This window comes from Stenotrophomonas nitritireducens (genome assembly GCF_050984405.1).
In the GTDB taxonomy this organism is placed as follows: Bacteria; Pseudomonadota; Gammaproteobacteria; order Xanthomonadales; family Xanthomonadaceae; genus Stenotrophomonas; species Stenotrophomonas nitritireducens_B.
The window spans coordinates 1,427,996-1,441,214 of the sequence record NZ_CP158790.1 but is presented as its reverse complement, the minus strand read 5'-3'; the positions used below and the strand labels follow the sequence as shown (position 1 = coordinate 1,441,214).

Annotated in this window: 12 protein-coding genes; 7 read left to right on the top strand and 5 right to left on the bottom strand. The window is 70.2% G+C overall.

Translation table 11 applies throughout. The features are described 5' to 3' along the window. The first annotated feature begins 18 nt into the window (after positions 1–18). Complete coding sequence (grxD, locus tag ABTV91_RS06045; RefSeq protein ID WP_433853701.1) at positions 19–945, top strand: Grx4 family monothiol glutaredoxin; 927 nt, start codon at positions 19–21, stop codon at positions 943–945. Positions 946–1,123: 178 nt separating this feature from the next. On the opposite strand, the gene ABTV91_RS06040 is transcribed toward grxD, so the two are convergent. Further along, positions 1,124–1,663: a DUF924 family protein gene (locus ABTV91_RS06040; RefSeq protein WP_433853700.1), complete on the bottom strand. Its 540-nt coding sequence runs from the start codon at positions 1,661–1,663 to the stop codon at positions 1,124–1,126. Between the two features lie 270 nt (positions 1,664–1,933). Here ABTV91_RS06040 and ABTV91_RS06035 point away from each other — a divergent pair, with 270 nt between their 5' ends. The 5 genes from ABTV91_RS06035 (at position 1,934) to ABTV91_RS06015 (ending at position 6,774) form a co-directional block, all read left to right on the top strand. Continuing rightward, complete coding sequence (locus ABTV91_RS06035) at positions 1,934–3,343, top strand: amidohydrolase (RefSeq protein ID WP_433853699.1); 1,410 nt, start codon at positions 1,934–1,936, stop codon at positions 3,341–3,343. After that, complete coding sequence (locus ABTV91_RS06030) at positions 3,340–4,611, top strand: amidohydrolase family protein (protein WP_433853698.1); 1,272 nt, start codon at positions 3,340–3,342, stop codon at positions 4,609–4,611. Before ABTV91_RS06035 ends, ABTV91_RS06030 begins: the two co-directional genes overlap by 4 nt. A 132-nt stretch (positions 4,612–4,743) precedes the next feature. Then, on the top strand, positions 4,744–5,688 hold the full coding sequence (locus tag ABTV91_RS06025) for a DegV family protein (RefSeq protein ID WP_433853697.1): 945 nt from the start codon (positions 4,744–4,746) through the stop codon (positions 5,686–5,688). Between the two features lie 69 nt (positions 5,689–5,757). Beyond that, the gene (locus ABTV91_RS06020) at positions 5,758–6,096 is read left to right on the top strand and encodes a hypothetical protein (RefSeq protein ID WP_433853696.1); all 339 of its coding nucleotides are present in this window, start codon (positions 5,758–5,760) and stop codon (positions 6,094–6,096) included. A gap of 3 nt (positions 6,097–6,099) precedes the next feature. Beyond that, positions 6,100–6,774: an ATP-binding protein gene (locus tag ABTV91_RS06015; RefSeq protein ID WP_433853695.1), complete on the top strand. Its 675-nt coding sequence runs from the start codon at positions 6,100–6,102 to the stop codon at positions 6,772–6,774. 156 nt (positions 6,775–6,930) lie between these two features. Here the strand turns inward: ABTV91_RS06015 and ABTV91_RS06010 are convergent, their stop codons facing one another. The 4 genes from ABTV91_RS06010 to frmR all read right to left on the bottom strand — a co-directional run bounded on the left by ABTV91_RS06010 (position 6,931) and on the right by frmR (position 10,892). Continuing rightward, positions 6,931–8,352: a GGDEF domain-containing protein gene (locus ABTV91_RS06010; protein WP_433853694.1), complete on the bottom strand. Its 1,422-nt coding sequence runs from the start codon at positions 8,350–8,352 to the stop codon at positions 6,931–6,933. Positions 8,353–8,455: 103 nt separating this feature from the next. Continuing rightward, entirely contained in the window at positions 8,456–9,286 is an 831-nt protein-coding gene (gene fghA / locus ABTV91_RS06005) for an S-formylglutathione hydrolase (RefSeq protein ID WP_433853693.1), read from the bottom strand. A gap of 61 nt (positions 9,287–9,347) precedes the next feature. Further along, entirely contained in the window at positions 9,348–10,457 is a 1,110-nt protein-coding gene (locus tag ABTV91_RS06000) for an S-(hydroxymethyl)glutathione dehydrogenase/class III alcohol dehydrogenase (RefSeq protein WP_433853692.1), read from the bottom strand. Between the two features lie 159 nt (positions 10,458–10,616). After that, on the bottom strand, positions 10,617–10,892 hold the full coding sequence (frmR, locus tag ABTV91_RS05995) for a formaldehyde-responsive transcriptional repressor FrmR (protein WP_055772201.1): 276 nt from the start codon (positions 10,890–10,892) through the stop codon (positions 10,617–10,619). 641 nt (positions 10,893–11,533) lie between these two features. Between frmR and ABTV91_RS05990 the strand changes: the two genes are divergently transcribed. Next, complete coding sequence (locus ABTV91_RS05990; RefSeq protein ID WP_433853691.1) at positions 11,534–13,219, top strand: ShlB/FhaC/HecB family hemolysin secretion/activation protein; 1,686 nt, start codon at positions 11,534–11,536, stop codon at positions 13,217–13,219.

The window sequence follows — 13,219 nt, the reverse complement described above, 5'->3', positions numbered from 1 at the left end:
CAACCTCACGAGTTCACGATGTCCCTGGATCCCGCCCTGCGCGAACGCATCGAATCCATCCTCGGCGCCAACCGCGTCGTCCTGTTCATGAAGGGCCAGCCGGCCATGCCGCAGTGCGGCTTCTCGGCCAAGGCGGTCGGCGCGCTGCAGGACCTGGGCGTGGATTTCGCCCACGTCAACGTGCTGGCCGACGGTGAAATCCGCGAGGGTATCAAGGCCTATGGCGACTGGCCGACCATTCCGCAGCTGTACGTGGACGGCGAGCTGGTCGGCGGCAGCGACATCGTGCTGCAGATGGCCAACAGCGGCGAACTGAGCGCCCTGCTCGGCGTGGCGCCGCCGGACCGCACCCCACCGTCCATCACCGTCACCCCGGCCGCGGTGGAAATGCTCAAGGGCGCGCTGGCCGACGCCCCGGGCGCCGCGCTGCAGCTGAGCATCGATGCGCGCTTCCAGCCGAACTTCCAGCTGGCCCCGCTCGACGCAAACGCCATCGCCGCCGAATCCAACGGCCTGCGCGTGCAGTTCGACGCGGCCAGCGCGCGCCGCGCCAACGGCATCACCATCGACTGGGTGGACGACATCCGCGGCCAGGGCCTGGCCATCGACAACCCCAACGCGCCGAAGCCGGTGCAGGAACTGGACGTGCGCGGCGCCGACGACCAGCTGCGCGCCGGCAGCCTGACCCTGGTGGACGTGCGCCCGGCCGACGAGCGCGCCATCGCCGCGGTCAACGCCCCGTTCGAAACCTTCGACGGCGACAACCGCGCCCGCCTCGAAGCGCTGCCGAAGGACACCGCGCTGGCCTTCCTGTGCCACCGCGGCGGCCGCAGCGCGCAGGCCGCCGAGCAGTTCCGCGCCCTGGGCTTCACCCGCGTCTACAACGTCACCGGCGGCATCGACGCCTGGGCCCAGGACGTGGACAGCAGCGTGCCGCGCTACTGATCCAGCGGCCGCGACCGTGGATGCACGAAGACACCGGCGCAAGCCGGTGTTTTCGTTTCGGTGACCAGCATCTCAACAGGAACCCGTAGGAGCGCACTTCAGTGCGCGATGGGGCTTTCCCGGTAGAGCCACTCGCGCACTGAAGTGCGCTCCTACAGGCGCGCTCCTGCGGGCAGCCTCACCCAGCGAAACCGCCCTCGGCCAGGAAATGCAGTTCCTCCGGCGTGGGAATCCGGCCCAGCACCGCGTTGCGGTGCGGGAAACGGCCGAAGCGGCGGATGATGTCGCGGTGCAGTTCGGCAAAGCGCAGGTATTCCAGGTCGCCGAGCACCTCGAACATCGCCACCGAGCGCTCTTGGTCCTGCGGGTCTTCGGAATGTTCGAACGGCAGGTAGATGAAGGCGCGCAGCTGCGGCGTCAGTTCGCGGTCCAGCCCTTCCTCGATGGTGCGCATGGCGTAGTGCCGCGCCAGTCCATCGGTGGCGAAGGAATGGGCGGTGCCGCGGAAACAGTTGCGCGGGAACTGGTCGAGCAGGATCTGCAGCGCCAGCGCGCCGTCGGCGCTGTGCAGCCATTCCTCGCAGCCGCGGCGCGCGGCGCGGTAATGCAGGTCCAGGAAGCGCCGGCGGAAATCGTCGTCGAAGGCGTCGTCGCGCGCGAACCATCGCCGCGGCCCCGCCGAACGCCAGAATTCCACCACGGACTGCACTGCTTCCATCACTCCCTTTCCCGATCGTCCGGCCGCCTGGACGGCGGCGCCGGCAAGCAGCTTACAGAAGGCGAGGAACGAGTGGAGAGGAACGAGGAACGTAGAGAAGGCAGAAGCGATCTCCGCCTTCGCGGAGATGACGACTTTGGCTCCTGCTCCTGCTTTTGTCCTCTCTGCGTTCCTCGTTCCTCCTCACTCGTTCCCTGCCTCCCGCTACTTGGCAAAGCCGGGATCGACAGCTAGCGTTCAGGCACCATCCACGCCGCACAGGGAGAACCCATGCGACATCGATTGCTGGCCGGGCTCGGGCTGGCCCTGGCCTGCGCGCATCCCGCGTCCGCCCCCGCCGCCTCGCGCTTCGTGCAGGACCCCTACCCCAGCACCTACCGTCCGGTTCCCTCGGCGCCGGTGCTGATCAGCCACGCCACCGTGCTCGACGGCACCGGGCGCCGGCTGGAGGACGCCGACGTGCTGCTGGCCGACGGCCGGGTGGTCGCGGTCGGCAGCGCGCTGCAGGCGCCGGCCGACGCGGTGCGCGTGGACGGCCGCGGCAAGTGGGTCACGCCCGGCATCATCGACGTGCATTCGCACCTGGGCGTGTACCCCAGCCCTGGCGTGCAGGCGCATGGCGACGGCAACGAGATGACCGCGCCGGTGACCGCCAACGTCTGGGCCGAACATTCGGTGTGGCCGCAGGATCCCGGTTTCGCCGCGGCGCTGGCCGGCGGCGTGACCGCGATGCAGGTGCTGCCCGGTTCGGCCAACCTGGTCGGCGGCCGCGGCGTGACGCTGAAGAACCTGCCCGCCACCACCTACCAGGCGATGAAGTTCCCCGACGCGCCGTGGGGGCTGAAGATGGCCTGCGGCGAGAACCCCAAGCGCGTATACGGCGGCAAGGGCACCGCGCCGGCCACGCGCATGGGCAATGTCGCCGGCTACCGCGCGGCCTTCATCGACGCCAGCGACTACATCGCCAAGAACACCGCCGCGCCGGTCAAGCGCAAGCGCCGCTTCGGCGGCGGCGACAACGGCGACAGTTCCGGCGACAGCGGCGGCAAGCGCGACCTCAAGCTGGACACGCTGGCCGGCGCCATCCAGGGCGACATCCGCGTGCACATCCACTGCTACCGCGCCGACGAGATGGCGACCATGCTCGACCTGGCGAAGGAGTTCGGCTTCAAGGTCGCCGCCTTCCACCACGGCGTGGAGGCCTACAAGCTGGCCGACCGCCTGGCCGCCGAGGGCGTCTGCGGCGCGCTGTGGGCCGACTGGTGGGGCTTCAAGATGGAAGCCTTCGACGGCATCCAGGAGAACATCGCGCTGGTCGACCGTCCGGCCAACAGCTGCGCCATCGTGCATTCCGATTCGCCCGAAGGCATCCAGCGCCTCAACCAGGAGGCGGCCAAGGTCATCGCCAGCGCGCGCCGCGCCGGCATGGACGAGATCACCCCGGAACACGCGATCCGCTGGCTCACCGCCAACGCCGCGCGCGCGCTGGGCATCGAGGAGAAGACCGGCACGCTGGAGCCGGGCAAGATGGCCGACGTGGTGGTGTGGAACGGCAATCCGTTCAGTTCCTACGCACTGGCCGAGAAGGTCTATGTCGACGGCTTCCAGGCCTACGATCGCGCCGACCGCCGGCAACAGCCGCTGAGCGATTTCATGCTCGGCCAGGGGGCGCAGCCATGAGCGCATCCCTCGTGTTCCTGCGCCGCCTGGCGTTGCTGGCCGCGGCCGCCGCCCTGCCCGGCGCCGCCGGCGCCCAGGACGTGCTGGTCCGCAACGCCACCGTGCACACCGCCACCGCGCGCGGCACGCTCACCGCCAGCGACGTGCTGGTGCAGGGCGGCGTGATCCGCGCCGTCGGCCCGGCGCTGGCCGCGCCGGCCGGCGTCGAGGTGGTCGATGCCGGCGGCCGCCCGCTGACCCCGGCGCTGTTCGGCGGCATCACCGACATCGGTGTGGAGGAAGTTTCCGGCGAAGCCTCCACCGTCGACAGCGCGGTGAAACTGGAAGAGCAGCCGCAGCGCCCCGAGTTCGACGTCACCCTGGCCTACAACCCCGATTCGGTGCTGATCCCGGTCGCGCGGGTGGAAGGCATCGGCTTCACCGCGCTGGGCGCCAACAGCGGCGGCGGCTTCATTGCCGGCCAGGGCGGTGTCGTGCGCCTGGACGGCAGCGCCGACCCGATCGGCCCGCGCATGCTGTTCGTGCGCATGGGCGCGGCCGGTTCGGAACTGTCCGGCAGCTCGCGCGCGGCGCAGTGGATGCTGCTCGACCAGATGGTGGCCGAGGCGCGCGGCCGCATCCCCGCCGACTCGCCGCACGCGCTGCTGACGCCGGCCGGGCGCGCCACGCTGGCGCGCTACCTGGCCGGCACCGGCCGCGTCGTGGTACGCGTGGACCGCGCCGCCGACATCCGCCAGCTGCTGCGCTGGGCCAAACGCGAGCAGGTGCGCATCGCGATCGCCGGCGGCACCGAGGCCTGGCGCGTGGCGCCGCAACTGGCCGAAGCCGGCGTGCCGGTGTTCGTCGACGCGCTGTCCAACCTGCCGGCCAGCTTCGACCAGATCGGCGCGACGCTGCAGAACGCCGCGCGCCTGCACGCGGCCGGCGTGGCGGTGGCCTTCAGCCAGGACGGCGACGCCTCGCACAACGCGCGCAAGATCCGCCAGCTGGCCGGCAACGCGGTGGCCAACGGCCTGCCCTGGGACGCGGCGCTGGCCGGCCTGACCCGGGTGCCGGCACAGGCCTTCGGCGTGGCCGACCGCATCGGCAGCATCGCCGTGGGCCAGCAGGCCGACCTGGTGCTGTGGGAAGGCGATCCGCTGGACGTGGGCCACTATGCCGAGCGCATGTGGCTGGGCGGACGCGCGGTGCCGATGCGTTCGCGCCAGACCGAGCTGCGCGACCGCTACCTGGGCGGAGCGCCGGCGCTGCCGGCCTACCGCCGCTGACGTCGCGCTCCCCGCTCCCGACGCCGCCGTCGGGAGCGGACCACCGCGCCGCGCGGCATTGCCCTGACTGCCTGGCGCGCGGTTTTGGGTTAGTGTGATCGCAGGCACACAACGCACCGGGGAGGTTGGATCATGCGCATCGGGATCGTCGTGGATTCGGCCTGCGACCTGCCGGCCGACTTCATCCGCGAACACAGGCTGATACTGCTGCCGATCACGGTCCGGATCGGCGAGGCCGTGCTGGCCGACCACCGCGAGGAGGACGCCACCCTCAACTTCCTCGATACCCACGTCGCCGAACGCGGCGCGGAGGCGGAAACCATCCCCTTCAGCGTCAACCAGATCCGCGACCTGTTCCTGCAGCACCTGGTCATCGACTACGACCATGTGTTCTGCCTGACCATCACCAGGACCCGCAGCCCGATCCACGACAACGCGCTGCAGGCCAGCTTCGCCATCCTCAACGAGTACCGGCCGATCCGCCAGGCCGCCGGCCACAACTCGCCGTTCGCCCTGCGCGTGGTCGACACCCAGAACCTGTTCGCCGCGCAGGCGGTGACCGCGGTGGAAGCGGTGCGGCTGCGCGAGGCCGGCGCCAGCGTGGCGCAGATGCGCGAGCGGCTGGAGGAACTGGCCGGCAACGTGCACGGCTACATGGTCACCCGCGACCTGTACTACATGCGCGCGCGCGCCCGCCACAAGGGCGACCGCAGCGTCGGCCTGCTTACCGCCGCGCTGGGCAGCGCGCTGGACATCAAGCCGGTGCTGCACGGCTACCGCGGCGAGACCGCGCCGGCGGCCAAGATCAAGGGCTTCGACAACGCGGTGAAGCGGCTGTTCGATTTCGTCGGCCAGCGCGCGGCGCACGGCCTGCTGACCCCGGTGGTGTGCGTGAGCTACGGCGGCCCGCTCGACGAACTGCGCGCCCTGCCCGGCTACGCCGCCCTGCGCGAAACCTGCCAGGCGCACGGCGTGGCCCTGCTGGAAAGCGTGATGAGCCTGACCGGCATGGTCAACGTCGGCAAGGGCGCGGTGACGGTCGGCTTCGCCGACGTCCCGCACGAATTCGAAGCCTGATCCGCACCGGCGTGTACGCGGGCGCGACGCCCGCCGCGCCACACTGTCCTTCCCAAGGAGACCCCACGCATGTCCGTGCACTACTCGATCTCGCTGCCCGACCCGGCCGCCGCCCGCGGCACCGATCCGCGCCTGTCCTTCACCGCCAACGGCGCCGACGCCTTCGCCGAACAGTTGCAGCATGCACTGCGCACGCCGGAACTGTTCGAGCGCTGGCGCGCCACCCAGGAAGAACCCGACGACGTCGACCCGAGCTGGGGTGTGACCGACCCGGAGGCGACGGTGAGCGGCAGGCAGTCGGACCTGCGCATCGACCTGGTCGCCGTCACCCGCATTCCCGGCGACGTGCTGAAGCGGCGCCTGCGCTGGCTGGCGGGCAACCACTGGGAACTGCGCGACGTGCGCTGAGCGGTGATACCCGCCCTGTTGTCCTGGAGCGGCGGCAAGGACGCCGCCTGGGCGCTGCATGTCCTGCGCCAGCGCGGCGACGTCGACGTCGTAGCGCTGCTCAGCACGCTGACCGAGGGCTACGACCGCTCCTCGATGCAGGGCGTGCGCGACACGGTGCTGCGGATGCAGGCCGACGCCGCCGGCCTGCCGCTGCTGCGCGCCTGGATCCCGCAGGCCTGCGACAACGCCGGCTACCTGCGGCGCATGGCGCAGACGCTGGACGAGGCACGCCGGCAGTGGCCGGGGTTGCGCACCCTGGCCTTCGGCGACCTGCTGCTGGAGGACATCCGCCAGTGGCGCCAGCAGCAGTACGCGGCGCTGGACTGGGACTGCCTGTTCCCTTTGTTCGGCCAGGACACCGCCGCGCTCGCGCGGCAGATGATCGACGCCGGGCTGCGCGCACGGCTGTGCTGCGTGGACACCCATAGGCTGGACGCCGCCTTCGCCGGCCGCGCCTTCGACCACGCCCTGCTCCACGCGCTGCCCGCCGGCATCGACGCCTGCGGCGAGAACGGCGAGTTCCACACCTGCGTCAGCGCCGGGCCGATGTTCCGCGGTGCGCTGCGGCTGCGGCAGGGCGATACCGTGCTGCGCGAGTCGCGTTACGCCTATACCGACTTCGAACCGGCCTCCTGACGCGCCCCCTCACCTCGGCTCCTCACGCGGGAAAGGAGGCTTCGGCCGCGGCACGGAAGAATGGACCGCGGCCGGGCGAACCGTGAGGCGGACGGCTGGCGGGCGCCGGCGACACGCGCGCTGCAGGAATACGACGATTCAACGTGCCTCGTGGAACTACCCGTCGCCCGCCGGAACTCCCTGCTCCTGCCCGGTTTCCACCCACGTCTGCACCCGGTTGCGGCCGGCGCGCTTGGCCGCGTACAGCGCGGCGTCCGCGCCGGCCAGCAACGCCTCCAGCGGCTGCGGCGACGCCGGCCAGGCGCCGGCCACGCCCACGCTGATGGTCACCGCCTGCGGCAGGTCGCCGGCGGGAATCGCCTGCACCGCCAGGCGCAGGCGCTCGCCCAGTTCATGGGCCTTTTCCGGACTTGCCGCCGGCACCACCACGGCGAACTCCTCGCCGCCGTAGCGCGCCACCAGATCGGCGCCGCGCGCCGCGGTGGCCTGCAGCACCGCGGCCACCTTCTGCAGGCAGCGGTCGCCCGCCGGGTGGCCGTAGGTATCGTTGAACCGCTTGAAGTGGTCGATGTCGATCAGCAGCAGCGACAACGCGCCGCCCTGGCGGCGGGCGCGGTTCCACTCGGCCTGCAGCACCGCGTCGAACTGGCGGCGGTTGGCGACGCCGGTTAGTCCGTCCAGGCGCGCCAGCGCGTCCAGCGCCGCCTGCCGCTCCAGCAGCCCGACCTGCAGCAGCATGCTGCGCAGGCCGAAGCCCAGGATCGCCGCCACGAAACCGGCCAGCGCCCAGTACCGCTGGTGGTCGACCACCAGGGTCGCGACCACCAGCAGCAGCAGCGGCAGGATCATCGGCCCGCCCGCCTGCACGGCGTGACGCAGGCGCGGGCGCGTGCGCGACGGGGCGGGTTCGCGCGCGCGCAGCGCCAGCACCGCCAGCAGCAGGAAGGGCAGGTCGATCAGCAGGTCGGCGTACAGGCCGAACGGGCTGTATTCGGAGACGTGGTTGATGTAGCCGGCCACTGCCAGGTAGGCCAGCGCGTATATCGCCAGCACGCGGAAGAACGCGCGCCGGTCCGGCAGGTCCGTGCAGGCCCAGCGCAGCAGGGCGAACGCCGCGATGCCGACGTTCTGGATGTCGAACATCATGCGCAGGCCGGCCATGCCCGCGTCGCCGGCGTTGGCGTGGTAACGGGTGTGCAGGAAGAACAGCACGCCGAGCAGGGCCGCCAGCAGCGCGTCGATCAGGCTGATCGCCCAGCGCTCGCGGCGCGCGCGCGCCAGCACGAACACCAGCGGCACGCCGTAGGCCACGTAGAACAGCAGGCTGATCTGCGGAGTGCTGCTGGGGTCGCCCGCGTGCAGCGCATCGGCCATGTTCAACGCCATGCCGCTCGCCCACAGCAGCATGGCCAGCGCGGTGGCCTGCCAGCCCAGCGCCGCACCGCGCCGTCCCTGCCACAGGCAGGCGGCGCCGGCCAGCAACGGCGCGGCGATGAGGAAGCAGAACGACAACACGGTGGCCGCTGCCGGCAGCAACGTCAGGGCCAGGCCATGGCACAACACGAACAGGACTGCCATCACTACCGGCATGCGTCCCCCTTGTCAGCGCCGATGGCCCGACGATAACAAGGCGCCGTGTGTGGAAAGCGCGACGAGGTGCGCGCTTTTCCACACTGCCCGCTCAGGCCATGGCGCGGGCGTGGTGGGCGATGTGCTCACCGATGAAACTGGCGATGAAGTAATAGCTGTGGTCGTAGCCGGGGTGCAGCCGCAGCTGCAGCGGATGGCCGGCGGCCGCACAGGCCTCCTGCAGCAGGTGCGGGCGCAGCTGGTTGTCGAGGAACTCGTCGGCCCTGCCCTGGTCGACCAGCAGCGGCAGCCGCTCGGCCGCCCCGGCCACCAGCGCGGTGGCGTCGTACTGCCGCCACGCATCGCGGTCCTGGCCGAGATAGGCGGCGAGCGCCTTTTCGCCCCACGGCACCTGCGACGGCGCCACGATCGGCGAGAATGCCGACACGCTGCGGTAGCGCCCGGGGTTGCGCAGCGCGACCACCAGCGCGCCATGCCCGCCCATCGAATGCCCGCTGATCGCCCGCGCGTCGCTGGCCGGGAAATGCGCCTGGACCAGGGCCGGCAACTCGTCGACCACGTAGTCGTACATGCGGTAATGCGGCGCCCACGGTTGCTGAGTGGCGTTGACGTAGAAGCCGGCGCCCTTGCCCAGGTCGTAGCCTTCGGCATCGGGCACGTCATCGCCGCGCGGACTGGTGTCCGGCACGACCAGGATGACGCCGTGCTCGGCGGCGTAGCGCTGCGCGCCGGCCTTGGTGATGAAGTTCTGCTCGGTGCAGGTCAGGCCCGACAGCCAGTACAGCACCGGCAGCTTCGCCCCGCTCTCCGCCTGCGGCGGCAGGTACACGCCCAGCGTCATGTCGCAGTCCAGCGCCTGCGAGCGGTGCCGGTAGACGTCCTGCCAGCCGCCGAAGCAGGCGCGGTGTTCGATGCGTTGCATGGTTCTCTCCAGTCTCGCGGAAGCATGGCGGGAGCGCGCATCGGCGCGCTCCCGCAAACCGTCAGAAGTGCACGACGCTGCGGATCGACTTGCCCTCGTGCATCAGGTCGAAGGCTTCGTTGATCTGCTCCAGGCCCATGGTGTGGGTGACGAACGGCGCCAGTTCGATGTCGCCCTTCATCGCGTCCTCGACCATGCCCGGCAGCTGGCTGCGGCCCTTCACGCCGCCGAAGGCGGTGCCCATCCACTTGCGCCCGGTGACCAGCTGGAACGGGCGGGTGGAGATTTCCTGGCCCGCGCCGGCCACGCCGATGATCACGCTCTGCCCCCAGCCGCGGTGCGCGCATTCCAGCGCCGCGCGCATCACGTTGACGTTGCCGATGCATTCGAAGCTGTGGTCAACGCCCCAGCCGGTCATCTCCACGATCACCTGCTGGATCGGCTTGTCGTGGTCCTTGGGGTTGACGCAGTCGGTGGCGCCGAACTGGCGGGCCAGCTCGAACTTGGACGGATTGGTGTCGATGGCGATGACGCGGCCGGCCTTGGCCTGGCGCGCGCCCTGGATCACCGCCAGGCCGATGCCGCCCAGGCCGAACACGGCCACGCTGTCGCCTTCGGCCACCTTGGCGGTGTTGTGCACGGCGCCGATGCCGGTGGTGACGCCGCAGCCCAGCAGGCAGACGTGTTCCGGGTTGGCGTCCGGGTTGACCTTGGCCAGCGAGACCTCAGCCACCACCGTGTACTCGGAGAAGGTCGAGCAGCCCATGTAGTGATGGATCGGCTCGCCGTTGTAGGAAAAGCGGCTGGTGCCGTCCGGCATCACGCCCTTGCCCTGCGTCGCGCGCACGGCGGTGCACAGGTTGGTCTTGCCGCTCTGGCAGAACAGGCACTGGCCGCATTCGGCGGTGTACAGCGGGATGACGTGGTCGCCCGGCTTCACCGAAGTCACGCCCTCGCCCACCTCCACCACGATGCCGGCGCCTTCATGGCCGAGCACGCACGGGAACAGGCCTTCCGGATCGTCGCCGGACAGGGTGAAGGCATCGGTGTGGCAGACGCCGGTATGGGTGATCTTAACCAGCACTTCGCCCTGCTTCGGCGGGGCGACGTCGATCTCGACGATCTGCAGCGGCTGGCCCGGGCCAAAGGCGACGGCGGCACGTGATTTCATGGGTTTCTCCTGTAGCGGTTGTTCGTGGGTGCGTGCATCCGCATGCACCGGTGTTTTCGCGCGAGCGGCTTCCGTTGCAAGAGGGCCTTCGCATTCGGTTCCCATGCCGGCAGCCATGGGGAGATCCGCGTGAAAGCCCTTTCGCGGCCGAAGCCGCTCCTACTTCAGGTAGGAGCGGATCAGGCCGGACATCTCGGCCACGCGCGCGGCGCGCTGCGCGGCCGACTGCGCCGGCTGGCCGAACTCCTCGCGCAGGTGCGCTTCCATCACTTCGGACATCAGTCCGTTGACCGCGCCGCGGATGGCCGCGATCTGCTGCAGCACCGGACCGCAGTCGGCCCCGGCCTCCAGCGCGCGCTCCAGCGCATCGCACTGCCCACGGATGCGCCGCACACGCGCCAGCACCTTCTTCTTTTCTTCGGGGGAATGCGGCATGCGCCCGTCTCTATCCTGTACTGGGGGACAGTATATTTGACGAACGCCGCACTGTCAGCGTTCCCGGACGCATGCCCGGACAGCCGTGGTCTGTGGCTCACGTACAGAGCAGGGCCAATGCCGCCCCCAGCGCCCAGAGGGCCCGAAGGGGAGCTCCAGGCGCCAGCGGCAAGGGCCAGGATGCAGCAGCATCGATAGGGTGCATCGATCCATCGGATCCGCCGCCGGATGCGGGCGTTCGCAATGCCCGATCCACGCCAGGCCGCCGGGCGGCGCCGGCGTGGATGGGCAGTCCCTGGCTTCTCCATCCGCATTGCGGATGACTCAAAGCAGGGGGCGCACCTGGCGGGACCAGAAGGCGGCAGTGCTTTCTGGAGTTCCGCGCTTGCGATGACATCTGCATGCCTGGGTCCGCACGGCCCCGGGCGACGGCCCTGCGCCCGCCTCCCCACGGTGGACGCTTCTTTCAGAGCCAGTCCCGGCCCTGCCGCACAGCTGGCAATTCAAATTGAGATATTCGTCACATATCATGCCGCCCACCTGAAATCGGGTGATGCCATCAGGCCGCTTTTCCCGGTTAGAAAGTAAGCCGGTCGCGTTCCCGGCAAGCGTTCTCAAAATCATTAACGGATACCACGCTGATGCCTTTTACTGGCAGCAACACCTCCATTCGCGCCCGCCGCTCCCATCCGCTGCGTGGCGCCGTACTGGCCGCCGCGTTGGCATCCGTCTTCAGCCCCTGCACATTCGCGCAGGATGCCGCGCCCACCACGACGGCCGCCACCGTGCATATCGCCCGCATCGCGGTCGAAGGCGTCGGCGAGCATCCGGACAGCGGCATCAGCCGCGCGGCGATCGATGCGGTCGCCAACCAGGCTCTGCGCGATATCAGCCCCACGCTGCCTGCAGCGCTGAACTTCGAGCAGATCAAACAGATCACTGCACGCATCACCCAGACCTACCGCGAGGCCGGCTTCCTGGTTTCGGTGGCCTACGTACCGCCGCAACAGATCGACGACAGCCAGACACTGACGCTGAAGGTGATGGAAGGCCGGGTCGGGCGGGTGCTGGTGCAGGGCAGCCGGCGCTATCGCGACGACCAGCTCAGCGCCAGCAGCCTGGGCCTGATCGGCCGCCCGCTGCGCCAGGCGGAGCTGGAACGCGCCCTTCTCTACGCACGCGACCTGCCCGGGGTGTCAGTCACCTCGGTGCTGCAGCCGGGCCAGAATGAAGGCGAGACCGACATCATCCTGGTCGCCCGCGACAGTGAACGCCCCTATGAAATCACCGCCGGCCTGAGCAACCACGGCACCGACAGCACCGGCCGGTACCGCGCCGAGCTGGGCGTGAGCGCGTTCAATGCACTGGGCCTGGGCGACGTGCTCGCCGCAAGCGTCGGCTACGGGCTGGACCCGGCCGACAGCTGGCAGGCGGCGCTGTCCCTGAGCGCCCCGCTGGCAACGGTCGATGGGCTGAGCGCCATTGTCGGCGCCAGCCGCAGCGAGATCGAGCTCAACTCCGGGCCGTTCGCCGCCATCGGCATCAAGGGCCCGACCACGCTCTACTACGCGGGCAGCGACTGGAAGTTCATCCAGCGCCCGGACCTGCAGGTCCAGGCGTCGGCGCGCTGGGTCCATGAGGAATCCAGGCTCGAGGGCCTGGACATCGAACTCTCGCGCCACACCTTCGACGTGGTCGAGGCCGGAGTGAACCTGCGCCACACCGACCGCCGCTGGCGTGGCATGAACCTGGCGCAGCTGTCGGTGCGCAAATCCGTCAAGGATGGTTCCCCGTCCTTCAACTGGCTGTATGCCGCGCACGATTCCTACTTCTGGGTGAGCCGGCTGGCACTGGCGCGCCTGCAGGCCCTGCCCGGCAACCAGCGCCTGCTGCTGCGCGGCAATGCCCAGTTCAGCGATGATGCGCTGACCCCGGTGGAGCAGTTCAGCATCGGCGGACCGACCAGCGTGCGCGCCTATCCGCTGTCCACGGCACTGGGTGACCGTGGCGTGCAGGCGACCTTCGAATACCAGGTCAGCGCGCCGGGCTTTGCCGACACGCCCTCGCCGTTCGATGGCCGTCGCTGGGGCGACCTTGTCGAGCTGAACCTGTTCTACGACTGGGGCCGCACCTCGCCGGCACCCGACAACCGCCGCATCGGCTTCCAGCCCACGACGCTGGAAGGCGCCGGTGTCGCGATCGGCCTGCGGCTGCCCTGGAAGCCGGAACTGCGGCTGGAGGTGAGCGGCGCCCGGCCTACGGGCAGCTACCGCGCCGCCGATGGACACAGCACCCAGTACTGGGCACGCATCAGCACCACTTTCTAA

What these genes read in the sequence shown, in the direction of transcription:
- ABTV91_RS06025 (WP_433853697.1), top strand. Translation starts at nt 4,744, where the DNA reads ATGCGCATCGGGATCGTCGTGGATTCGGCCTGCGACCTGCCGGCCGAC.
- ABTV91_RS06020 (WP_433853696.1), top strand. Translation starts at nt 5,758, where the DNA reads ATGTCCGTGCACTACTCGATCTCGCTGCCCGACCCGGCCGCCGCCCGC.
- fghA (WP_433853693.1), bottom strand. Translation starts at nt 9,286, where the DNA reads ATGCAACGCATCGAACACCGCGCCTGCTTCGGCGGCTGGCAGGACGTC.
- ABTV91_RS06010 (WP_433853694.1), bottom strand. Translation starts at nt 8,352, where the DNA reads ATGGCAGTCCTGTTCGTGTTGTGCCATGGCCTGGCCCTGACGTTGCTG.
- ABTV91_RS05990 (WP_433853691.1), top strand. Translation starts at nt 11,534, where the DNA reads ATGCCTTTTACTGGCAGCAACACCTCCATTCGCGCCCGCCGCTCCCAT.
- ABTV91_RS06000 (WP_433853692.1), bottom strand. Translation starts at nt 10,457, where the DNA reads ATGAAATCACGTGCCGCCGTCGCCTTTGGCCCGGGCCAGCCGCTGCAG.
- frmR (WP_055772201.1), bottom strand. Translation starts at nt 10,892, where the DNA reads ATGCCGCATTCCCCCGAAGAAAAGAAGAAGGTGCTGGCGCGTGTGCGG.
- ABTV91_RS06030 (WP_433853698.1), top strand. Translation starts at nt 3,340, where the DNA reads ATGAGCGCATCCCTCGTGTTCCTGCGCCGCCTGGCGTTGCTGGCCGCG.
- ABTV91_RS06035 (WP_433853699.1), top strand. Translation starts at nt 1,934, where the DNA reads ATGCGACATCGATTGCTGGCCGGGCTCGGGCTGGCCCTGGCCTGCGCG.
- grxD (WP_433853701.1), top strand. Translation starts at nt 19, where the DNA reads ATGTCCCTGGATCCCGCCCTGCGCGAACGCATCGAATCCATCCTCGGC.
- ABTV91_RS06040 (WP_433853700.1), bottom strand. Translation starts at nt 1,663, where the DNA reads ATGGAAGCAGTGCAGTCCGTGGTGGAATTCTGGCGTTCGGCGGGGCCG.